Origin of the sequence: Streptomyces sp. MRC013, assembly GCF_023614235.1 — a bacterium.
Taxonomy (GTDB): Bacteria; Actinomycetota; Actinomycetes; order Streptomycetales; family Streptomycetaceae; genus Streptomyces.
Window position 1 is genome coordinate 468137 of the sequence record NZ_CP094264.1, and the last position, 21457, is coordinate 489593.

Here is a 21457-nt window from a genome sequence, read left to right on the forward strand (position 1 = left end):
CACCGGCGGCCGTACGCGGCGCGGCGGGACGCTCCGTCCTCCTCCGCGAAAGGGGTCCCACCGGGGCCGGGGCGTGTCCGCCGTCGTCGGGCGGCCCCGCCCCACCGCGGCGGGCCGGGGCCGGTAAACCGTTTGCCGCCGCACCGGCTCCCGCCTAGGGTTCCTCTCGGCCCTGTAGTCGTCGATCGGAGCAGGACGTTGCTCGTCTGAGGTCCTGAGACACCGTGCCGCCGCACAGCCGCGCCTTCGCGCCGTGCGTGCCGCCCGTGTGCGACCTCGGCGTACGAGCCCGTCCCCGCCTTCCCGCACCGCCTCCCCGGCGGTCGCCCGTGCGGTGTGCCGCCGCCCCGCCCGGTCGCCTCCCCGGTGTCTCACCCGTTGCCCTCGGCCCTTCCCACGCAACCGGGAGACGCTCATGTCATCTCCGCCCGCCCACCCCGCCCTCTCCTGCGCCGGTCTGGCCTTCGCCTGGCCCGACGGCACCCCCGTCCTCGACGGGCTGAACCTCGCGGTCGGCCCCGGCCGCACCGGTCTCGTCGGCCGGAACGGGTCGGGCAAGTCGACCCTGCTGAAACTGCTGGCCGGCGAGTTGGCGCCGACCGCCGGGACCGTCCGCGCCGCCGGTGGCGTCGGCCACCTCCCGCAGGACGCCGCGTTGGACACCCGGCTGCGGGTCGACGAGGCCCTGGGCGTCGCCGGCACGCGGGCCGCCCTGCACGCCATCGAGTCGGGTGACGTGCGCGAGGAGCACTTCGCGGCCGTCGGCGACGACTGGGACGTCGAGGAGCGGGCACGCGCCACGCTCGACCGGCTCGGACTCGACCGGATCGGCCTGGACCGCACCACCGGGGAGGTGTCGGGCGGTGAGTGCGTGCTGCTGCGGCTCGCCGCCCTGCTCCTGGCGCGGCCCGCCGTCCTGCTGCTCGACGAACCGACCAACAACCTCGACCGGCACGCCCGGCGCCGCCTGTACGCGGCGGTCGACGCCTGGCCGGGCGTCCTCGTCGTGGCCAGCCACGACCGGGAGCTGCTGGAGCGCGTCGACCGCGTCGCGGAGCTGCGCGGCGGCGAGTTGACCTGGTACGGGGGGCCCTACTCCGCGTACGAGGAGGCCGTCGCCGCCGAGCAGGAGGCGGCCGAGCGGACGGTCCGCGCCGCCGGGTCGGACGTGCGCCGGCAGCGGCGCGAACTGGCCGAGGCGCAGGCCAGGCTGGCGAAGCGCAGGAGGTACGGGGAGAAGCAGGCCGCGAACAAGGTCGTGCCGCCGATCGTGGCGGGCGGTCTCAAGCGCGCCGCGCAGGTCTCGGCCGGCAGACACCGGGCCGTCCACGCCGAGCGGCTCGACCGTGCGCGGGAGCGGCTGGAGGAGGCGGTGGAGGCCGTACGGGACGACGACGCGATCCGGGTCGAGCTGCCGCACACGGCCGTGCCGCCGGGCCGGGACGTGCTGCTGCTGCGCGACCTGGAGCTGCGCCACGGCGCCCGGATCGACGGGGAGTTCGAGGTGCGCGGACCAGAGCGGATCGCCCTGGTGGGGCGGAACGGGTCCGGCAAGTCGACGCTGCTGCGGACGATCGCCGGGGAGGTGGAGCCACGGGCCGGCGAGGCGGCCGCACGGGTCCCGTTGCGCTTCCTGCCGCAGCGGCTGGACGTCCTGGACGACGGGCTGACCGTCGTCGAGAACGTGGCGCGGTTCGCGCCCGGCGCCACGCCCAACCGCGTCCGGGCGCGCCTCGCGCGGTTCCTGTTCCGGGGCGCGGAGGCCGACCGGCCGGCCGGGACGCTGTCGGGCGGCGAGCGTTTCCGGGCGACGCTGGCGGCGCTGCTCCTGGCCGAGCCGGCGCCGCAGTTGCTGATGCTGGACGAGCCGACGAACAACCTGGACGCGGCGAGCGTGCGGAGCCTCGTCCAGGCACTGGAGGGGTACGAGGGCGCGCTGCTCGTGGCCGGCCACGACGTGCCGTTCCTGGAGGCGATCGGCATCACACGCACACTGGACATGGACGCGCTCACCTCACCCCGTGGCGCAACGTAACCGGTCAATTCCGCAGGCGGGCTTGGCGGGGGCCTTACGGGCTACTTAACCTACGGTCTCGTAACCTACGAACCCGTAGGTAGTGATCGTTCTTCCAGGAGTACCCGTGACCCTTGCCTCTCCCCACCTCGGCAGTTCGGCGGAATGGACCGATGCCCGGCTGCTGCACGCGTTGGAAGAGGTGGTCGAGAAGGAACTGAACCGCCATCTCAAGGCCGCCAAGGACTGGATGCCGCATGAGTACGTCCCCTGGTCGGACGGCCGGAACTTCCCCGGCCTCTTCGAGGACGGGGAGCCTTGGGACCCCCGGCAGTCGAAGGTGTCCGACGTGGGCCGGATCGCCCTGGTGGTGAACCTCCTCACGGAGGACAACCTGCCGAGCTACCACCACGAGATCGCCACCCTCTTCGGCCGGGACGGCGCCTGGGGCACGTGGGTCCACCGCTGGACCGCCGAGGAGGGCCGCCACGGCATCGTGATGCGGGACTACCTGCTCGCCTCGCGGGCGGTGGACCCGGACATGCTGGAGCGGTTCCGCATGACCCACATGAGCGAGGGCTTCGAGTCGGACAACCGGCACTCGGCGCTGCACTCGGTGGCGTACGTGGCGTTCCAGGAGCTGGCGACGCGGATCTCGCACCGCAACACCGGGCACCGGTCGGGCGACCCGGTGTGCGACCGCATGCTGGCGCGCATCGCGACGGACGAGAACCTGCACATGGTCTTCTACCGGAACCTGCTGGGAGCGGCCTTCGAGCTCGCCCCCGACCTCACCATGCGGGCGGTCAGGGACGTGGTGGTCGACTTCCGGATGCCCGGGCACGGCATGCCCGGCTTCGAGCGGGCGGCGGCCCAGATGGCCATCGGCGAGATCTACAACCTGCGCATCCACCACGACGACGTGCTCCAGCCGGTGCTGCGGTTCCTCAGGGTCCTGGAGATCGACGGGCTCGGCCCGGAGGGTCTCCGGGCCCAGGAGGAGCTGGGTCTGTACATGAACGGGCTGGACGCGGAGGCGGCGAAGTTCGACGAGAGGCTCGCCGCGCGCAAGGCCCGGATGGCGGCCCGCGCCGAACGCTGAGGGCCGGGGCCGGCCGGGACCCGGCGGCCCCGCGGACGGGGGCGCTCAGCGGCGGCCGGCCCGCCGCCTGAGCGCGTACCGCTCCTGCTCCGAGAGCCCGCCCCACACGCCGAAGCGCTCGTCGTGCGTGAGCGCGTACTCCAGGCACGCCTCGCGGATCTCGCACATCCCGCAGAGGAACTTCGCCTCCCGGGTCGACGATCCCGGTTCCGGGAAGAACAGCTCCGGCCCCGTCTGGGCGCACAGGGCGGTCTCCTGCCAGGAGGGGGCGTCGGCCTGGACGGGGCGGAGGGGGGAGCGGGGGGCGGTGCGGTCTTCGATGCTGTACGTCGGCATGCGGAACACGCTGCCCAAGGCCGATAAACGGCTCCTCAACATCCGGTCAACGCGCGTTGATCAGTCGCTCCGCGCCGGGCCGGCCGCTCCCCGCCAGGATGGTCCCGCGCCCGGCGGTCCGGCAAGGGGCCGCACGCGCGGGCGTGTCACGCTCCGCGGCCGCCGCACAGCACCGCGAAACGGGCGCCGTACGGGTCGGTGAGCTTGGCGCGGCGACCGAGGTCCGCCAGGTCGGAGGGGCCCCGGCGGACCTTGCCGCCGCTCCGTTCGGCCTCGGCGACGACCGCGTCGAGGTCGTCGACCCGGAAGTACGGCGTCCACGAGGGGCCGCCGGCCGCCTCGGAGGGGTCGCCGGCAAGCGGGACGACGGCTCCGAACGCGTCGCCGGGCGGTTCCTGGCCGGTGCCGGACGGCCGGAGCAGCGTGTACGCGCCGCCCGCCGGCCCGGCGGCGGTGTGGGCCTCCATGCCGAAGACCATGTCGTAGAAGGACAGGTCGGCCACCGGGTCGGGGGTGTACAGCTCCGTCCAGCACAGCGTGCCGGACTCGCCGACCACGTCGAGGCCCCGGTTGGCGCCGGGCTGCCAGACGCCGAAGTCCGCGCCGGTGGGGTCGCGGAACAGGGCCATGCGGCCGAGGTCGAGGACGTCCACCGGATCGACGGTGACACTGCCGCCGCCCGCGCGCACGGCGGTCGCGGCGGCCTCGGCGTCCGGGCTGCGGAAGTACAGCGTCCAGGCCGATCCGCCCTGCTCCGGCGGAATGGTCATGCCGCCCGCGACGGTCCCGCCCCGCCGGGTGAACATCCCGTAGCCGCCGGCCCCGGGACCCGCCGGGGCGAACTCCCAGCCGAACAGCGCCCGGTAGAACTCCCTCGCCCCGTCGAGGTCGGGCGTGCCGAGGTCGACCCAGATCGGGGACCCGGTGACGAAGCGGGTGGTGAGCATCGGCGTGTCACTCCTTCTCGGCACGGCTCGGCCGCGCCCCTCGGGTTCTCCGGGCGGCTCGGGGCGGTCCGGCGGTCGCCGGACCGCGGCCCCGTTCCCGGTCGCGGAGGCCTCCGGTCCCGCGGGTCCGCGCTCCGGGGAGCACGCCGCCGGAACGGGACGGGCGCACGGGCCGCCCTCCGGCCCCGGTTCGCCGCTTCTCCCACGGGGCCACGCTAGGCGGGGCGCTCGCGGCGCGCACATCGGACGGGGCCGGGCGGGGCACCGCGTCCCCGGCCCGCCGCCCGCGGCGTCGGAGCAGGTGGGAGAGCGGCGCGGCGGCCGTTCCGCCGACGGTGATCGGACCGCCGCCGCCCGGCCGGGGCGCCGCGGCCCGCGGCCGTCCCGCCCGGCGGTGTCCGCCCGGCCGGCGGGGCGGGGCCCGCGGCCGGGCGGCGGCGCGGCGGCGGGCGGGACCCGCCCGCCGCGCCGCCCGGGGGTCACTCCCCCGGCGCTCGCCCTCGGGGCCGCGGCCGCGCTCGGTGCGGGGGCCGCGGGAGCGCCACTCGGGCGACCTCTGCAGCACCGCGTCGGCCTCGTCGTTCGCCTCCCGGTCGGACACACCCCGGTCCTCGGCCTCCTTGCGGAGCCGGGCGCGGTGGATGTCGTACTTCTTGCTGCCGGGCTCGAGCGTGCGATCACCTCCGGCCCGCCCGGGTGCCCCCGTGCGGAAGGGAAACACCGAAACGGTTGCAGGACGGATACAGACCCGTGTGAGAACCGGTGCCCGCGAGCCGTCACCATGGGTGGGTACACCCGCACCCGGCGCCTGCCGCGAGCAGGACTGCAGTAAAGGACCCTTCGTGACCGTGTCGCGCCTCATCCCCGTCCCGATCCCCGACCACGTCGCCGCCCTGATCGGGTCGTGCATGCCGACGGGCGTCCTGCAGGCGGAGATCGACGCCGAGTGCGCGGCCCGCGAGGTGCGCCGCTTCCGCAGCCCGATGTGCCAGGAGGACCAGGCCGACCGGGAGCACGCGCTGGCGGCGCTGGCCCGGGCGAACAAGGTGCTCGCCGCCTACAACCCGGGGCTGGTGCTCCGCCCCGGCGGCGGCATCCGCTGACGGGTCAGTCGAAGGCGCCGTCCACGTACAGCCACCGGCCGTCCGTCTTCTCGAAGCGGCTGCGCTCGCGCAGGGCGCCCGGCTCTCCGCGGTGGGCGTAGCGGGCGGCGAAGACGACCGTGCCGGTGGTGTGGAACAGGGTGCCGTCGGTGGTGTCCAGGATCTCCAGGCCGGTCCAGCGCAGGTCCGGATCGAAGTCGACGGTGCGCGGTCGCGTGGCGGGTGACCAGGTGCGCAGCAGGTACGGCTCGTCACGCGTCACGAAGGCGCTGTAGCGGGACCGCATCAGCCGCTCCGCGGTCGGGGCCGTCGCGCCGCCCGCGTGGAAGCGCCCGCAGCACTCCGCGTACGGGGCGGGCAGCCCGCAGGGGCACGGCTCCTCCGGCCGGACCGCGGGGGCGGGGGGCTCGGGGCGGGGTCTGCGTCGCGGCATGGGGCCATTGTGCCGGGCGCCGCCCAGGCGGGCGGCGCCGGTTCCCGCCGGCCCGGCCGGTGTTCCCGGTGCCGGGCGCGGACGGTGCGCGGCCCGGCGGGCCGGGGCGCCGCTGCCGGGGCGCGCGGTGGGGCGGCCGTGCGGCGGGTCAGGGCGGGCCGGCCGGTGCGGCGGCCGTTTCGAGCCGGACCAGGAGCAGCGCGATGTCGTCGGTGCGCCGGTCGGCCGGACCCGCGTGGCCGAGCAGCAGTTCGAGCAACCGGTCCGGTTCCTCGGCGCCCCACACGGCGAGGTGCTCGGCCAGGCGGTCGACGGCCCGCTCGATGTCCCCGCCGGCCGTCTCGACGAGCCCGTCGGTGTAGAGGACCAGCACGGCGCCGGGGGCCAGGTCGAGCTCGGTCACCGGGTACGCGGCGTCCGGGACGACCCCGAGCACCGGCCCCGGGGGCACGTCCAGGCGCCGGGCGCGGCCGTCGGGGCAGCGCAGCAGCGGCGGCGGGTGGCCTGCGTTGACCATCCGCACACGTCTCCGCTCCAGGTCGATCCGGGCGTACAGGCAGGTGGTGAAGAGGCCCGGATCCAGGTCCAGCAGCAGCCGGTTGGTGCGCGCCAGGACCTCCTCGGGCGCCACGCCCGCCGTGGCGTGGGTGTGGACGGCGGTGCGGACCTGCCCCATCAGGGCGGCGGCGGCCACGTTGTGGCCCTGGACGTCGCCGATGACCGCGGCGACCGTCGTGGCGTCGATGCGCAGCAGGTCGTAGAAGTCGCCGCCGATGTCCATGCCGAGCGTGGCCGGCAGGTAGCGGGCCGCGACGCCCAGCCCGGGAGCGGTCGGCAGCATGTGCGGCAGCAGTGCCTCCTGCAGGCCGTGCGCGAGCTGGTGCTTGGCGTCGTACAGCCGCGCCCGGTCCAGGGCCTGCGCGATGAGGCCCGCCAGCGAGGTGAGCACGGCCCGCTCCTCGGCGGAGAAGGCGTGCGGGCGGTCGTAGGTGAGCACGCAGACGCCGACCGGCCGGCCCGAGGCGACCATGGGCAGGAACGCCCACGCCTGCTTGCCGCTCACCCAGGACGCCTCCGGGTAGATCCGCGCCATCTCGTCGGGGTGGCCGAAGAAGGACGGCACCCCGGTGGAGAGCGCCTGCCCGGCGGGGGTGAAGCCGGTGTCCACCGGCAGGCCGTCGAGTTGTTCGACGGCCTGCCGCGGGTAGCCGCGCGAGCCGGTGATCCGCAGCCGCCCGGACTCGACGCTGGACAGCACCAGCCCCTGGGCGCCGAAGGCGGGCATGATCTGGTCGGCGACCAGGTCCACCACGTCCTGCACCCCCACCGTCTCGGTGAGGGCGGCCGCCAGGTGCAGGAGCTGGTACAGCCGCCCCACCCGCGCCGGTGCGGCGGTGGGCGCCTGCCGGTCCGGCTCCGGGTCCGCCACCGGGACGCCGTGGGCGTCGTGCCGCCGTCCGGCGGGCGTGATCCGGACGCTGACGCCGCTGGCGTCGGGGTAGAGCCGGAAGTCCAGCCAGTGGTCGGGCGGGCGGCAGGCGGTGTAGGACACGGGCCGGCGGCTGATGACGGCGGCACGGTACCGGTCCTCGTACACCGGGTCGTCCAGCCACGGCAGGGCCTGCCACGGGAGCGTGCCCAGCAGGGCCTGCGGGTCGCCGCCGAGCAGGGCGGCGCCCCTGGCGCTGATGTAGGCGATGCGGCCCTGCAGGTCCAGGGCGCAGCACCCCTCGGGCAGCCGCTCGACGAAGTCCGCGGCCGCCATGGCCGGCGGCGGCCCGGTGGGGCGCCGGACCTCCTCGCGGCCCAGGACGCGCGGCACGTCGGGGGCGGTCACCGGCCGGCCGGCGTCCGCCGCCTCGTCCAGCAGGCGCGCCAGCCGCCGGCCGCTGGAGGCGATGTGGGAGCGTTCGCGCCGGGTCGTACGGGACGGGCGGCCGCCGGGCCACATCAGCAGCAGGGCCCCCCGGCGCCGCTCCCCGTTCACCGGGACGGCCGCCAGCGACAGCGGGTACGGCAGGGCCACGGCCGAGCGCGGGTAGCTGCGCGCCATCTGCGTCTGGTCGCCGACCCAGACCATCCGGTCCTCCCGCACGGCGTCGGAGATCGGCGCCGGGGAGGCGAGGGGGACCCGCGTCCACGGTGCCGCCAGCTCGGCGGGGACCCCGCCGACCACCACGAGCTGCAGCAGGTCCTCCTCGGGGACCAGCAGGTAGAAGGCTCCGAGGGAGGCTCCGGTGCGGCGCATCGTCTCGGCGAGCGCCGCGTCGAGGCCACCGGAGCGCGGCGGCACGCCGGCGCCGCTCACCGCCGGCCCCCCGCTCCCCGCGGGACCGGCCCGTCCGGCGGCCGTCGGCGGGGTCCCGCGGCCCCCACCGCCCCCGCCCGGACTCCGCGCCGCACCGGCGGCGGGCGCACGCCGACGGCCCGCCGGGGCTCACACCAGGTCGTCGAAGATCGCCAGCAGTGCATGTCCGTCCGCCTCCGGGGACCGCCGGTCCGTGTGCGGTACCTGCTCGGCCCACACCGTCTTGCCCTGCGGCATGAACCGGGCGCCCCACCGCCTGGCGAACCGGGCGACGAGGAACAGGCCGCGCCCGCCCTCCTCCGTCGCGGCCGCGCGCCGGATGCGCGGCGAGGAGTTGCTGTGGTCGGACACCTCGCAGATCAGCGTCTCATCGCGGAGGAGGCGCAGCGACACAGGGCCTCCGCCCCCGTACCGCACGGCGTTGGTCACCAGTTCGCTGACCACCAGGCCGGTGGCGAACTCCATGTGCGCCAGGCCCCACTCGGTGAGCTTCCGTCGCGCCAGCGCCCGGGCGTCGGCGACGACGGACGGGTCGGCGGGCAGCTCCCAGGCCGCCACCCGGTCGGCGGGCAGGGCGCGTACCCGGGCCACGAGCAGCGCCACGTCGTCGCGCGGGCCACCGGGCAGGACCGTCTCCGTGACCCGGTCGCAGACCTGCTCCGGGTCGCGCGCCGTGGCGGGGCCGTCCAGCGCGGACAGCAGCCGGCCGGTCGACGCCTCGGTGTCGCCGTAGCCGAGGCCCTCCTTGAGCAGCCCGTCGGTGTACAGCGCCAGCAGGCTGCCGGGGGCGAGGTCGACGGTGGTGGACTCGTACGGTTGCAACCCGCCCAGGCCCAGCGGCGGCCCGGCCGGCAGGTCGAGCAGCCGCGCCCCGCCTCCGGGCGGTGCCACGGCCGGCGGCGGGTGGCCGGCCCGGGCGGCGGTGCAGCGGCGGGCGACCGGGTCGTACACCGCGTACAGGCAGGTGGTGGCGGTGGCCGGGTCGGGCTCCTCGGCCGGGTCGCCCGAGGGGCGTCCGACCAGCTCGTCCAGGTGGGCCAGCACCTCCTCGGGCGGCAGGTCGAGTGCGGCGAGGGTGCGCACCGCCGTACGCAGCCGGCCCATGGTGGCGGCCGCCTGCAGCCCGTGGCCGGCGACGTCGCCGACGACCAGGGCGACGCGCGTCCCGGGCAGCAAGATGGCGTCGAACCAGTCGCCGCCCACCTCCGCGCTCGCTCCGGTGCACCCGTCGGCCGGCAGGTAGCGGGAGGCGAGGTCGGCCGCGGTGATCCGGGGCAGGGTGTGCGGCAGCAGGCTGCGCTGGAGCGTGAGGGACGCGTCGTGCTCCCGGCTGAAGCGGCGGGCGTTGTCCACGCCGATCGCGGCGCGGGCCGCGAGTTCGCCGGCGAGCGTCAGGTCGTCCTCCTCGTACGGGCGGTCCTCGCCGCGGCGGTAGAAGCCGGCCAGTCCGAGGACGCGGCCCCCGGCGCACAGCGGGGCGGCGACGTAGGCGTGGACGCCCTCCCCCAGCAGGGCGACCGGGTGGGCGGCGGCGACGGCGGGCGCGGTGGCGGCCGCCGCCGGCACGGAGTCGGCCACCGGCCGCCCCGTGTGCAGGCACCGGGCCTGCGGGGTGCCGGCCGGGTACCGGACCGGGCCGGGGTCGGGCAGGGCGCCGGTCCCGTCGACCGGGGTGCCGGCGCGGAGGGCGGCGCGGCGCAGGGTCGTGTCGGCGCCGGGCGGGCCGGGCGGCGGTTCCCCGCCCGACACGACGTTCTCGACCAGTTCCACCACGGCGAGGTCGGCGAAGCGCGGTACGGCGATCTCGGCCAGTTCCGCGGCGGTGTGCCGCATGTCCAGGGTGGTGCCGACGCGGACGCCCGCCTCGTTCAGGAGCGAGAGCCGGCCCCGCGCCTCGGCGGCCAGGCGGCCGACGCCCTGCTCGCCGACGAGCAGCAGCCACGCGTCGGTCCCGTCCCCGCCGCGTCCGGTGGAAGGGCTGCCGGTCTCCCCGCGTCCGGGCGGCGCCTCCCGCTCGGCGGGGGCCGCCGCGGTGCCTCCGGCGGCGGGGGGCGCCGGGCGGGGCCGCCGGTCCCGGTGCCGTCCCGCCCGGTACGACGAGCCCGCCGCGCGCCGTGGGGCGGGGTTCGCGGAAGGTGACCTCGACGGCGGCGCCCTCCGCGTCACCGTGGCGGAGCAGCCTGCGGCGCAGCTCGGCGACGCGGCCGTCCGCCAGGACGATCTCGGCGGACGACTGCTCGTTCGAGCCGATCAGGTCGACGGCGGCGTCCAGCAGCGCGGATCGCCCCCGCCGGTCCAGCAAGGGAGCGGTCCCGCCGCACCCGGCCGGTTCACCCGCGCCGACGTGGAGGAGGCCGGTGCTGTGCTCGCCGCGGCCCCCGGCCTCCCGGAGGGAGGCCACCAGTGCCCGTTCCCGGGCCGTGCTCAGCTCCAGCAGCCGTTCCCCGACGAGGTCGGTGGCCTTCTGGAGCGTCAGGGCCATTCTCGGCTTCGCCAGTCCCTCGGGGACGGAGATGTTGACCACCCCCTGCACGGTGCCGCCGACGGGATCGCGCACGGGCACCGCCATGCAGGTCAGCGCCTTGAGGTTGTGCAGGAAGTGCTCGTGCCCGACGACCACGAAGGGGGCTCGGGTGCTGAGGACCATGCTGACGCTGCTGGTCCCCATGAACCGCTCGTCGACGTTGGCGCCCCGCACCAGCGACGCCGCGTCCATCAGGTCGAGCCCGACCGGGTCGCCACGCCGGTCGACGATGTTGGCGCGGGAGTCCGCCAGCGTCACGGTGACTGGCAGTCCGGAGAACCGCGCGCACAGCCGCTCCAGTACCGGCGTGGCGGCCCTGATCAGCCGCGAGTCGGGATCCAGGTCGTTCTCGACCGGCAGCGCCACACCCTCGACGTCGATGCCGAGCGAGTGCGACCGCTCCCAGGAGGCCCGTATCTCCGCGCGCACCCCGTCCCGGGGCCGTCCCCTGCCGGGACCGGCCCTCGCGGACGTCGGGGAGGAATCCACCCCGCCAGGATAATCGGGCGAACAGGACATCCGCCCGTTCGGGAGCCGCCCCGGACGCCATCGCCGCCGGGAGCGCGGTACCCCGCGGGAGACAGGTGGGCGCGCCCCGTGCCGGCCGCCGGTGCGCGGGAGGGGCCGGCGGGGAGGGGTGGCGCCCCGGTCCCCGCCGTCACCGCGGTCCGTCCGGTGCCGTGCGCGGGCGGGCCGTCACGGCTTGCGGGCGACTCCGGCGTACACGGGGATGGGGTCGTCGCCGGCGGCCGGGGCGGGATCGCCCGGCTCCGGGTGCCAGTCGGCGGCCGGCGTCACTCCCGGCTCGACCGGTTCCAGGCCGTCGAAGAAGCGGGTGAGCTCCTCGCGGGTGCGCGGCCTCAGCGTGAGCCCGCTCCCCCGGTACACGGCGCGCGCCTTCGCCGCGCTCTCCGGGTCGAAATCGCTGGTGATGTGCGACAGGACGAGGTAGCTCCCCGGCGCCAGCCGTTCGACGAGCCGGGACACCAGCTCGTACGCGCCGTCCTCGTCGTCGACGAAGTGGAGCAGCGCGAGCAGGGACAGCGCGACGGGCCGGGTGAAGTCGAGCACCTCCCCGGCGCGCTCCAGGATGGCCTGCGGGTCGCGGGCGTCCGCCTGGATGTACGCGGTGGCGCCCTCCGGGACGGAGCGCAGCAGCGCCTCGGCGTGGGCGAGGACGATCGGGTCGTTGTCGCAGTAGACGATCCGCGACTCGGGGGCGACCCGCTGGGCCACCTGGTGGAGGTTGGGCTCGGTGGGGATGCCGGTGCCGATGTCCAGGTACTGGCGGACACCGGCCTCGCCGAGCCGGCGGATCGCGCGGTGCATGAACGCGCGGTTGACGCGGGCTATGTCGCGGCCGCGCGCGTAGACGGTGAGGAGCTGGTGGGCCATCTCCTCGTCGACCGGGTAGTTGTCCTTGCCGCCGAGGAACCAGTCGTACACCCGCGCGGGGTGCGGCCTGCTGGTGTCGATGTACACGCCCGCGGTGATCGCGTCCTCGGCGGCGGTGCCGTTCCCGGTCATCGGATGCTCCAGGGGTGGGGGCCGGGGCGTGCCCGGCGGTCGGGGGGTGCGGCGCGGGGGCGCCGGCCGTCCGGCCGACGCCCCCGCAGGCGACACTTTATGACGCCGGGTCAGGTGAGCAGGAAGTCGGCCTGCCCGGACTTGGCACCCCGGATGAACGCGGCGATCTCACCGGGGGTGTAGATGAGGGCGGGGCCGTCGGGGTCGGCGGACTGGCGCACCGCGACCCTGCCGTCGGCCAGCTTCATGGCCTCGACGCAGTTGCCGCCGTTGCCGCCGCTCCACGGCTTGTGCCACCCCTCGGCGCCGAGGTCGGCGGCGGGCATGCCGTTGTATATGCGAACCATTCACAGCTCCTTGCGGAAAGCCCGGAGGATTTCCCTCGTGCGATGTACGGGGGCGGCCTGCGCCGCCATGCGGTCCATGACCTCGAGGTGGGAGGCCACCTCGGGGCGCGCGTCGAGGTAGACCGCGCCGGTCAGGTACTCGCTGTAGACCATGTCCGGGAGTTCCGGCACGGCGAACCGGAAGAGGACGAAGGGGCCGTACGCGCCGGGGTGGTGGCCCGTCGCGAACTCCGCCACCTGCAGGGTGACGTGGGACAGCTCCGTCGCCTCGATCAACCGGTCGAGCTGGGCGCGCATCAGGCCGGGCGCGCTGCCGGGCGGACGGCGGCGCAGCACCGTCTCGTCCATGATCACCCAGAACGTCGGCGGGTCGGGTCTGGTCAGCAGGGTCTGCCGCTCCATCCGCAGCGCGACGCGACGTTCGATCTCCTCGGCGCCGACCCGGCCGACGGCGCCGGCGCGCAGGACGGTCCGGGCGTAGTCCTCGGTCTGGAGCAGGCCGGGGACGAAGTGCGGTTCGTAGGCCCGGATGCGGCTGGCGGCGCCCTCCAGGCTGACGTACATGCTGAACCAGCCGGGCAGCACGTCGTGGAACCGCTGCCACCAGCCGGGTCTGTTGGCCTCCTCGGCGAGCCGTACGAAGCCCTCCGCCTCGTTCCGGTCGACGCCGTACGCCTGCAGGAGGAGCTGGACGTAGGGGATCTTCAGCGCGACCTCAGCCGTCTCCATGCGGCGGACCGTGGCCGGGGCCACGTGCAGGACCCTGGCCGCGTCCTCCCGCCTCAGGCCCGCTTTCTCCCGCAACTCCTGGAGACGCTTGCCCAGAACGACCTGCCCCACGGTGGGGGCGGACCGCGGCTCGCTCACTTCTGACCTCCCCACGCGCTTTTTCGTTGAGTGTGCCATGCGCCCGGCAGAGCGAATACAACACTCTGAAATTTTCAGAGTGCCGCTTGCCAAGTGTCCGTGACGGGAGGAAAGTATTCCGGTGAACCAGTCGGTGAACCAGTTCACGCGGCTGCCGCGCGCTCTGCCCCGGGGAGATGTGGCGTACGGCGTCGCTCCCATGTGAGGAATCGGTCGTGTCACCTGGCAACGCGCTCGCCCACCAGCTTATGGCCGCTCGACCGGTGGCCCCCGCCTCGCACTCCCACGGCCTGCCCCGCGTCCCGGGCCCGTGCGCGCACACGGCCCCACCGCGCATGCCCGACGTCCGCCGCTTCTCCTTCGAACTGCCCGCGCGCGCCGAGTCGGTGGCCAGGGCGCGCCGGCTCGTCGTGGAGCGGCTGGCCCGGTGGGAGATCGTCGGAGAGGTGTGCGACACGGCCGAGCTGGTCGTCTCCGAGTTGTTCACCAACGCCGTGGTGCACACCGCGGGCGGACGCGTCGTCTGCGAGCTGCGGGACCGGGGCGAGCACGTGCGGATCGCCGTCCACGACGAGGGGTGGCGGGTGACCGGCCCGCGGCCGCGCCCGGCCGAACGGGAGGAGTGCGGCCGGGGACTGCTCCTCGTCGACGCGATGTGCAGCGCGTGGGGCACCCACGACGCCCGGCACGGGGCGGGGCGCGTCGTCTGGGCGGAGCTGGTCCACGGTGCGGCGGCGCCGTGCTGAGATCGATGGTCACCCCGTTGTCCCTGCGCGGTCCGCACGGTCGCCGGGGAGGCGGCGCGCCGCGGGGGGAGCCGCTCGGCGAGGTACGGCTGGTCCCGCCGCCGCACCTGTCGGCCACCCTGGGCTGCGACGCGGTGGGCGTGCCCGCGCGGCACGGGCTGCGGCTGCTGAGCCGGCTGCCGGGGGACGGCTGCGTGTTCGCCGACTCCGACTGGTGGTGGTGGCTCGTCCCGGCCGGCTCCGACGCGGACCTGCGCTGGCCGCTGCCCGCCTGCTACGCGCCCGGCGGCTACGTCCCCGACCGGCACCCGCGCCTGGTGCGGCGGCCGGGCAGCGCCTCCCCGTACACCCCGCCGATCCCGCTGTACCTAATGGTCTGCCAGCTCACCGGAACGGCGCCGGCCTGGACGCTGCCGGGCGTCGGCTCCCGGATCTGACCGGAGTCCGCCGGCCCGGGACGGGCGCCCCCGGCACCGGGCGGTACGCGGCCACCGGGCGTCCCGCCGGCCCGGGGCGCGGCGCGGGCCCGGCGGGACGGGAGGCACGGGCTCCGCTACGTTCGCCCCATGACGACCGCCGCTCCCCCGCTCGCCGACGTCCTCGCCTCGCCCACCGCCGCCGTCGTCCTCGACGGGGGGCTCTCCAACCAGCTGGAGTCCGCCGGGTACGACCTCGGCGACGACCTGTGGTCGGCACGGCTGCTCGCCGAGGAGCCCGAGGCGCTCGTCGCGGCGCACCTCGCGTACTACGAAGCGGGCGCCGACGTGGTGACGACCGCCGGCTACCAGGCCACCTTCGAGGGGTTCGCGCGCCGGGGCATCGGCCGCGACCGCGCCGCCGAACTGCTCGCACTCGGCGTGGACCTGGTCCGCGAGGCGGCCGGACGGGCCCGTGCGGCCGGCGTCACCCGACCGCTCTGGGCGGCCGCGTCCGTCGGCCCGTACGGGGCGATGCTCGCCGACGGGTCGGAGTACCGGGGCCGGTACGGGGTGGAGGCCGCCGCGCTGGAGGCGTTCCACCGCCCCCGCCTGGAGGCCCTGGCCGCGGCCGGGCCCAACGTCCTGGCGCTGGAGACCGTGCCGGACGCCGAGGAGGCCCGCGCCCTGTTGCGCGCGGTGCGCGGGCTGGGCGTCCCGGCCTGGCTGTCGTACACCGTCGACGGGGAGCGGACGCGGGCGGGCGGGTCGCTGGAGGAGGCGTTCGGGCTCGCGGCCGACGCGGACGAGGTCGTCGCGGTCGGGGTGAACTGCTGCGCGCCCGAGGACGCGCGACGGGCGGTGGAGGTCGCGGCGCGGGTGAGCGGCAAGCCGGTGGTGGTGTACCCGAACAGCGGGGAGCGGTGGGACGCGGCGGCGCGCGGCTGGCGCGGCCGGCCCACCTTCTCCGCCGACCGGGCGGAGGAGTGGCGGCGGGCCGGGGCCCGGCTGATCGGCGGCTGCTGCCGGGTGGGCCCGGACGCCGTCACCGCCGTGGCGCAGCGGCTGCGGCGGTAGCGGCCGGGGCGCCGGGCCGGCCGGGGCCGTACGCCGGGGACACCGGGGACACCGGGCGGACCGAACGGACCGGCAGCGTTGAGGCCGTCGCACGAGCCGAGGCGGTCACCCGCACGCGCCGGGGGGACCGCACGGACCGGGGCGGCCCGCCGGCGGAGCCGGCGGCCCGTCGGGGCGCGGCACCACCGCCCGGGGCCCGCTCCGCACCGGTCCGGTCAGCGGTAGGCGGCGGAGACGCTGTAGGCGTAGACGCCGACGAGGGCCAGCACGCCGAGGAGAACCGCCCAGGACGTAGGACCCGTGTGACGGGAACGCCCTCCGCCCGCGCGGGACCCGCGGGTGCGGGCCGCGGCCGCCCCGCCGCTGCGCCGCCCGGCCCGGCCGCCCGTCCGCCGGGGTGCGGCCCGCGCCGCCTTCGGCGGCTCCGCGTCGGCGCTGGCCTCGGCGAGCAGGCGGCGGCAGACGGCGGCCAGCTCGTTCCGGCCGGCGGAGAGGCTCACGACCGCCTCGGAGCGGGCGGGGGCGGTGGTCCCGCCGTCGAGGATGCGGCCCGCCCGCAGGAGCACGTCGTCGCGGGTGCCTCGGGGCGAGAGGCTGATCCACCGCCGTACGTGCTCGCCCCGGATGACGACGCCGCCCGAACGCTCCCGGTACAGCGTGTGCTCCCGCCACAGGAGCACCGCTAACTCCCCGGCGACGTCCCCGAGTCGTGTGTGCATGACCCTCCCTACGCTCCGCCATGCGGATCTCGAACACGCATGCGCACGGGCACTGTAGCGGGGGTCTCTGACAGGAGCTCGGGGAGGAGCGTCAAATCCGCGGCGCCCAGTGGTGCTTACCGCCGCCGACCCAGCGGACGACGGCCGGGTCGTCGAGGTCGACGTGGGACATCCCCGCCCCGTGGAGGATCCCGATCACGTCGACGACGTCGTGGGCGGTTCCGGCGACCTCGCCCCCGATCTCCACCACCCGGTACGGGGGATCGGCCGGCACGACGCCGAGGACGACGATCGGCGCGGGGCGCGGGGCGTCTTCGGGAAGGTCGTCGTTCATCGCTTCGTGTCTCCTTCGCTGCCGGAACGGCTCGGGGGCGGGGCCGGACACATGCGGTCTACCACCTGCGGGGGCCGATCGCCGCGCCGCCGCCCCGGCCGCTCCGTGTACCGCGGCGCCCCGCCCACGCCGGCCGTCCCGTACGGACGGCCGCCACCGGGGCCGGTCGGCCGGTTGGGGCCGGAGGAGCCGGTTCCCGTGCGCCCGGAGCCGCCGCGGCGCGCCGCCCGCCGGCCGGGACGCGCGACGCCGCGGCGGGTACGGTACGCGCATGGACGGTGACGACGCGGCGGAGGCCCGGTACGGGCCCGTCCCGCCGGCTGTGCGCGCGGTGTACGGACCGGACGACCTCAGCTCCGTACCCGTGTTCCGGGGCGGTTTCATCAACTTCGGCCTCTGGGACGGGATCCCCCTGGACGGCCCCCTCGCGGTGGAGGACCGCGAGCGCAGCGAGCGCCAGCTGTACCGGCGGGTGCTGGACGCGCTGGGCGGCGGCGAGGGGCGGCGGGCGCTGGAGGTCGGGTGCGGCCTGGGCGTCGGCTGCGCGCTCGCCCTGGAGGAGTACGCGTACGCGTCGGTCACCGGGATGGACATCCACCCCGACCAGCTGGACCGCGCCCGCCGGGCCAACGCCGCCCTGCTGGCCGCGGCTCCCGAGCGGCTGCGCCTGGTGCGCGGCGCCGCCGAGCTGATGCCGCCCGGGGACGGCGAGTTCGACCACGTGTACTCGGTGGAGGCCGCCCAGCACTTCCGGGACCTGGACGCGTTCGCGCGCGAGTGCGCCCGCGTCCTGCGCCCCGGGGGCCGCATGGCGGTGGCGTCGTTCTTCGTACCGGGCGACGAGGACCGGCCGGACGCGGCACGGGCGCTCGCGGAGCGCCTGGACAGCTTCGCGTCCGGTCTGGACGTGGCCCGCCCGCTGGGTGCGCTGACCGGCGCGCTGACGGCGGCGGGGCTGGCGGAGGTACGGGCGGAGTCGATCGGCGCGTCCGTCTGGCCGGGCCTCGACCGCTATCTGGAGGGCCTGGACCTCCAGGTGTCCTGGCCCCGCAACTTCCTCCGCTCGTACCGGGACGGGATCCTCGACTACTACCTGGTGACGGCGGCACGCCGGACGGACGGCCCTTAGCCGCCCCCGTCCGGTACCACGGCCGGTCGGCCGGCCCGTCGGGGGAACGCCGTCGTGGTGGCCGCGCCGGGCCGCCGCCCCGTCGCGATCCGGAGGTCCGGGACCGGTTCGGCGACGGGCTGCGGCCGTCCTGCTCGCGGATCCCACCGCCGAGTACCGTCACCGCCGGTCCGGCGTAACCGCGACCGGCCGGCTCACCGCGGTTCCCCCGGCGCGGGGGAGCACGCCGCCGGGGTCCCCGCCCCGGGCACTTCCCGGGCCGGCGGGCGCACGAGCCCTGCGCTTCCGGGGGAGGCGGGGGCCCGGCCGGGGCGGCGCCCTTGGCCCCACCGCGTACCGCCCGGGGCGGTCCCGTCGGCATCGCGGTGCGTCCGCGCGGCCCGTGAGCGGCCCGTCCCCGCCGGGCGGGCGGTTCGCACGGGGCCGGCCGGTCGCCCGTCACGGGGGCGGACCGGCATCGTCGTACACGAGGAGGCCGTCGTCGCGGAGGCGCACGCCCGGCGTCGGACTGTGTGCCGTGAGGCGCCCGTCATGCATCAGGTGGTGGGCGGGGACACCGCGGGCGAGGACGGCGACGTCGGCGATCAGGCGCCGGTGGCACCGCCACCACACCGCCTCGCTGCACATCACCGCGGTGCGTTCCCGGCCCGCCTGCCGCACGAGGGCGTCCATGGCGGCGACGAAGTCCGGGCTGCGGGTGTGAGCGGCGTAGCCGCGGAAGGAGGTGTTGCGCCAGACCGTGTCGGGCGAGTCGGGCGGTGGTCTGCGGAAGCCGCCCAAGCGCGGTTCCCACCGGTAGGCGACGCCCGCTTCGGGCATCCACCGGGCCAGCCGCTGCCGTGACAGGTCCGGGTCACGGCGGCTTCCGGGGGCCGTCCTGACGTCCACGACGGAGGTGACGCCGGCTTCCCGGAGGAGCCGTGCCAGCGTTCCCCGGTCCGCGGTGCTGTGGCCGAAGGTGATCAGTTCGAGTCGGGGCATCGGGATCCCCCGGGGTCGGTTCGGTCGGGTCCGTACACCGGGGGCGGCGGCTTTCGGTCGGCGCGGCGCCGGACGGCCCCCTTCCCGTCCGGCCGCGGGTCGACGGGGCGGTCCGGCCGAGGCGGGGCCTTCGCCGGCCCAGCGGCCCGCCGAAGGCCGAAGCCCCTCGGGCACGCTTCACGCCTACCCCGCGACCGGCGCGGTGACCCCCGGCCCCGGCAGAGCCCGTCGGCGTCAGCCCCGAGCCGGTGCCGGCGCGGTCGTCTCCTCCGCGATCACTTCTCCGTCGGCCGGCGGCTCGTCGGTCTCCCGGCGGGTGGCCCGACCCGTGCGGTCGGGCCGGCCCAGCAACCGGTTGAGCGCGTTGGCCACCAGGTGCCTGCGGGCGGCCAGGGACTCGGGGAAGCGGCCCGGGGGGCCGCGACCCCGGGCCGTCGGGGATCCCCTGCCCGGCCAGCCGCTCCGGCACGATCCCCGCCCTGTACTCCGCGGGCCGCTCGGAGGGGGTCAGCTTGTTGGCCCGGCCCCTCACGAAGGCGAGGTCGGCCAGGCTGTTCCACTCCTCCCCGGGGAACGCCGACCGGACGCGCGCCCGGGGGAAGACGTGGTGGAACCCGGTCCCGGCGCGGGAGCTGACGGGCCGGTCGTTTGCGTGTCGCAGCCGTGCCGGCCACCTCCGGCGGTCGGTGAACCGGGCTTCCCGCCCTCGTACCCGTCCGCGGGCCGTACCGGGATCCGCGGGGCCCCCGATGCCGGGGCCGGCTTCCGGGCGGAGGAGCCCACCGGGACCACGGCGGCGTTCCGCAAGCGGCCCGGGGAGCCTCGCGAACGCGCGATCCGCGAGGTCCGTGGCACCGGTCGTCCCCGCACGCATGCCGTGGGTCCCGGGCATCCGCGAGGAGGCTCCCGCGGCACCGGGCCGGGTCAGCGCGGGCCGGCGGCGTCGTGGGGATGCCCCGGCGTGCCGGCCGCCCTCCCCTCCGCGAGGGCGCGCACCCCGTCGAGGGGGTGCCCCGTCGTGGCGTCGACGTGCTCGGGGAGCTCGTCGTGGCGGTCGCCGACCGTCGGCGTGCCCGAGGGCTCGAACATGAGGATCGCCGCGCCGGCGGGGGCGTACGGGCGGTGCTCCGTGCCCCGGGGGACGGTGAACACCGAACCCCGCGGCAGCCGCACCGCCCGCTCCCCGCCCGGTTCGCGCAGGGAGATGCACAGCTCGCCGTCGAGGACCAGGAAGAACTCGTCGGTGTCCTCGTGGACGTGCCAGACGTGTTCGCCCGCCACCTTCGCGACGCGCACGTCGTAGTCGTTGACACGCGCCGCGATGCGGGGGCTCCACAGGGCGTCGAAGGAGGCCAGGGCCTCGTCGAGGGCGATGGGTTCGTTGCTCATGGGGGCGATCCTCGCCCCTGCGCCGCACCCGGTGCGAGTGCTAGGAATCGCGTATGGCGCAAGATTCCTCTCACAGGGCCGCCGCGGGTCGGCCGCACCGGGTCGTCGTGATCGTGGACGAGAACTCCAATCCGTTCGAACTGGGCTGCGCGACCGAGGTCTTCGGCCTGCGCAGGCCGGAGTTGGGACGCGACCTGTACGATTTCCGCCTGTGCTCCCCGGAGCCGGACACGTCGATGCGGGACGGCTTCTTCACCCTCACGGGCGTCGCCGGCCTGGAGGCCGCCGAGTCGGCGGACACCCTGATCGTCCCCAACCGGCCCGATGTCGGGGTGCCCCGCCGTCCGGCCGTGCTGGACGCGGTCCGGCGGGCGCACGCGCGCGGCGCACGGCTCGTCGGGTTCTGCAGCGGCGCCTTCACGCTCGCCGAGGCGGGGGTCCTCGACGGGCGCCGGGCCACCGCCCACTGGCAGTGGGCGGACTCCTTCCGGGCCCTCTTCCCCGCCGTCCGGCTGGAGGAGGACGTGCTGTTCGTCGACGACGGGGACGTCCTCACCGCCGCGGGCAGCGCGGCCGCCCTCGACCTCGGACTGCACCTCGTCCGCCGGGACCACGGCGCGGAGGCCGCCAACTCGGTCAGTCGGCGCCTCGTCTTCGCGGCGCACCGGGACGGCGGGCAGCGGCAGTTCATCGAGCGCCCCCTCCCCGACGCCCCCGGTGAGACGCTGGCGCCCGTCCTCGCCTGGGCGCAGGGCCGGCTGGACGCACCGCTGGCGGTGACCGACCTCGCGGCGCGCGCCTCGGTCAGCCCGGCCACGCTGCACCGCCGGTTCCGGGCGCAGTTGGGGACGACTCCGCTCGCGTGGCTCAGGCGGGAGCGCGTCGCCCTCGCGTGCCGGCTGATCGAGCGGGGCGAGTCGCGCTTCGAGGTGGTCGCCCGGCGGAGCGGACTGGGCACCGCCGCCAACCTGCGCGCCGTGATGCGCCGCGAGACGGGGCTCCCTCCGTCGGCGTACCGGCGCCGGTTCGGCCCGGGGTCCTCCCCGGCACCCGTACCGGTCGCGCCCGGGGAGGGCGGGGCGGCGCTCCGGCCGGCCGGTCCGGGCCCGGCATGACGGAAGCGCCGACCGGTGAACCGGTCGGCGCTTCCGTCGCCTG

The 21457-nt window shown here is 76.4% G+C and carries 20 protein-coding genes and 1 pseudogene; 9 read left to right on the plus strand and 12 right to left on the minus strand.

Going from position 1 to position 21457, the window contains the following annotated elements; translation table 11 throughout:
* Positions 1 to 415 precede the first annotated feature (415 nt).
* Both LUW75_RS02150 and LUW75_RS02155 read left to right on the plus strand, forming a co-directional pair.
* Complete coding sequence (locus LUW75_RS02150) at positions 416 to 2035, plus strand: ABC-F family ATP-binding cassette domain-containing protein (RefSeq protein WP_250334110.1); 1620 nt, start codon at positions 416 to 418, stop codon at positions 2033 to 2035.
* Positions 2036 to 2141: 106 nt separating this feature from the next.
* Positions 2142 to 3116: an acyl-ACP desaturase gene (locus LUW75_RS02155; protein WP_250334111.1), complete on the plus strand. Its 975-nt coding sequence runs from the start codon at positions 2142 to 2144 to the stop codon at positions 3114 to 3116.
* A 45-nt stretch (positions 3117 to 3161) separates the two neighbouring features.
* Here LUW75_RS02155 and LUW75_RS02160 read toward each other — a convergent pair whose 3' ends face one another.
* On the minus strand, positions 3162 to 3461 hold the full coding sequence (locus LUW75_RS02160; RefSeq protein ID WP_250337514.1) for a WhiB family transcriptional regulator: 300 nt from the start codon (positions 3459 to 3461) through the stop codon (positions 3162 to 3164).
* 137 nt (positions 3462 to 3598) lie between these two features.
* A complete protein-coding gene (locus LUW75_RS02165) occupies positions 3599 to 4399 on the minus strand; it encodes a VOC family protein (protein ID WP_250334112.1) in 801 nt (266 codons plus the stop codon).
* Between the two features lie 842 nt (positions 4400 to 5241).
* On the opposite strand from LUW75_RS02165, the gene LUW75_RS02170 reads away from it, so the two are divergent.
* Positions 5242 to 5502: a hypothetical protein gene (locus LUW75_RS02170; protein ID WP_250334113.1), complete on the plus strand. Its 261-nt coding sequence runs from the start codon at positions 5242 to 5244 to the stop codon at positions 5500 to 5502.
* 4 nt (positions 5503 to 5506) lie between these two features.
* Here the strand turns inward: LUW75_RS02170 and LUW75_RS02175 are convergent, their stop codons facing one another.
* The 3 genes from LUW75_RS02175 to LUW75_RS02185 form a co-directional block, all read right to left on the minus strand.
* Positions 5507 to 5935 carry a YchJ family protein gene (locus tag LUW75_RS02175; protein ID WP_250334114.1) on the minus strand — a complete coding sequence of 143 codons (429 nt, stop codon included), beginning with the start codon at positions 5933 to 5935 and terminating at the stop codon, positions 5507 to 5509.
* A 148-nt stretch (positions 5936 to 6083) separates the two neighbouring features.
* Positions 6084 to 8183, minus strand: a complete 2100-nt coding sequence (locus LUW75_RS02180; protein ID WP_250337515.1) for a SpoIIE family protein phosphatase — start codon at positions 8181 to 8183, stop codon at positions 6084 to 6086.
* Positions 8184 to 8372: 189 nt separating this feature from the next.
* Positions 8373 to 10409 carry an ATP-binding SpoIIE family protein phosphatase gene (locus LUW75_RS02185; RefSeq protein WP_250334115.1) on the minus strand — a complete coding sequence of 679 codons (2037 nt, stop codon included), beginning with the start codon at positions 10407 to 10409 and terminating at the stop codon, positions 8373 to 8375.
* 467 nt (positions 10410 to 10876) lie between these two features.
* Between LUW75_RS02185 and LUW75_RS02190 the strand changes: the two genes are divergently transcribed.
* Positions 10877 to 11269, plus strand: coding sequence for a hypothetical protein (locus tag LUW75_RS02190; RefSeq protein ID WP_250334116.1), 393 nt, complete (start codon positions 10877 to 10879; stop codon positions 11267 to 11269).
* Between the two features lie 194 nt (positions 11270 to 11463).
* Here the strand turns inward: LUW75_RS02190 and LUW75_RS02195 are convergent, their stop codons facing one another.
* From LUW75_RS02195 to LUW75_RS02205, 3 genes are all read right to left on the minus strand, one after another.
* Positions 11464 to 12294, minus strand: a complete 831-nt coding sequence (locus tag LUW75_RS02195) for an SAM-dependent methyltransferase (RefSeq protein WP_250334117.1) — start codon at positions 12292 to 12294, stop codon at positions 11464 to 11466.
* Between the two features lie 110 nt (positions 12295 to 12404).
* Positions 12405 to 12641 carry a DUF397 domain-containing protein gene (locus LUW75_RS02200; RefSeq protein ID WP_168440524.1) on the minus strand — a complete coding sequence of 79 codons (237 nt, stop codon included), beginning with the start codon at positions 12639 to 12641 and terminating at the stop codon, positions 12405 to 12407.
* On the minus strand, positions 12642 to 13508 hold the full coding sequence (locus LUW75_RS02205; protein ID WP_250334118.1) for a helix-turn-helix domain-containing protein: 867 nt from the start codon (positions 13506 to 13508) through the stop codon (positions 12642 to 12644).
* Between the two features lie 335 nt (positions 13509 to 13843).
* Between LUW75_RS02205 and LUW75_RS02210 the strand changes: the two genes are divergently transcribed.
* The 3 genes from LUW75_RS02210 (at position 13844) to mmuM (ending at position 15747) form a co-directional block, all read left to right on the plus strand.
* Entirely contained in the window at positions 13844 to 14254 is a 411-nt protein-coding gene (locus LUW75_RS02210) for an ATP-binding protein (protein WP_462933782.1), read from the plus strand.
* Between the two features lie 5 nt (positions 14255 to 14259).
* Positions 14260 to 14691, plus strand: a complete 432-nt coding sequence (locus LUW75_RS02215) for a hypothetical protein (protein WP_462933783.1) — start codon at positions 14260 to 14262, stop codon at positions 14689 to 14691.
* 129 nt (positions 14692 to 14820) lie between these two features.
* Entirely contained in the window at positions 14821 to 15747 is a 927-nt protein-coding gene (gene mmuM, locus LUW75_RS02220) for a homocysteine S-methyltransferase (RefSeq protein ID WP_250334121.1), read from the plus strand.
* Positions 15748 to 15962: 215 nt separating this feature from the next.
* On the opposite strand, the gene LUW75_RS02225 is transcribed toward mmuM, so the two are convergent.
* Together LUW75_RS02225 and LUW75_RS02230 are read right to left on the minus strand one after the other, a co-directional pair.
* Positions 15963 to 16466 carry a hypothetical protein gene (locus LUW75_RS02225; RefSeq protein ID WP_250334122.1) on the minus strand — a complete coding sequence of 168 codons (504 nt, stop codon included), beginning with the start codon at positions 16464 to 16466 and terminating at the stop codon, positions 15963 to 15965.
* Positions 16467 to 16557: 91 nt separating this feature from the next.
* Positions 16558 to 16800, minus strand: coding sequence for a hypothetical protein (locus LUW75_RS02230; protein WP_250334123.1), 243 nt, complete (start codon positions 16798 to 16800; stop codon positions 16558 to 16560).
* 271 nt (positions 16801 to 17071) lie between these two features.
* Here LUW75_RS02230 and LUW75_RS02235 point away from each other — a divergent pair, with 271 nt between their 5' ends.
* Complete coding sequence (locus LUW75_RS02235; protein WP_250334124.1) at positions 17072 to 17929, plus strand: class I SAM-dependent methyltransferase; 858 nt, start codon at positions 17072 to 17074, stop codon at positions 17927 to 17929.
* Positions 17930 to 18367: 438 nt separating this feature from the next.
* On the opposite strand, the gene LUW75_RS02240 is transcribed toward LUW75_RS02235, so the two are convergent.
* Positions 18368 to 18910, minus strand: a complete 543-nt coding sequence (locus tag LUW75_RS02240; RefSeq protein ID WP_250334125.1) for a DUF488 domain-containing protein — start codon at positions 18908 to 18910, stop codon at positions 18368 to 18370.
* A gap of 999 nt (positions 18911 to 19909) precedes the next feature.
* Positions 19910 to 20299, minus strand: a pseudogene (locus LUW75_RS02245) (cupin domain-containing protein); the annotation flags it as partial.
* A gap of 53 nt (positions 20300 to 20352) precedes the next feature.
* Here LUW75_RS02245 and LUW75_RS02250 point away from each other — a divergent pair.
* Positions 20353 to 21414, plus strand: a complete 1062-nt coding sequence (locus LUW75_RS02250) for a GlxA family transcriptional regulator (protein ID WP_250334126.1) — start codon at positions 20353 to 20355, stop codon at positions 21412 to 21414.
* Positions 21415 to 21457 lie beyond the last annotated feature (43 nt).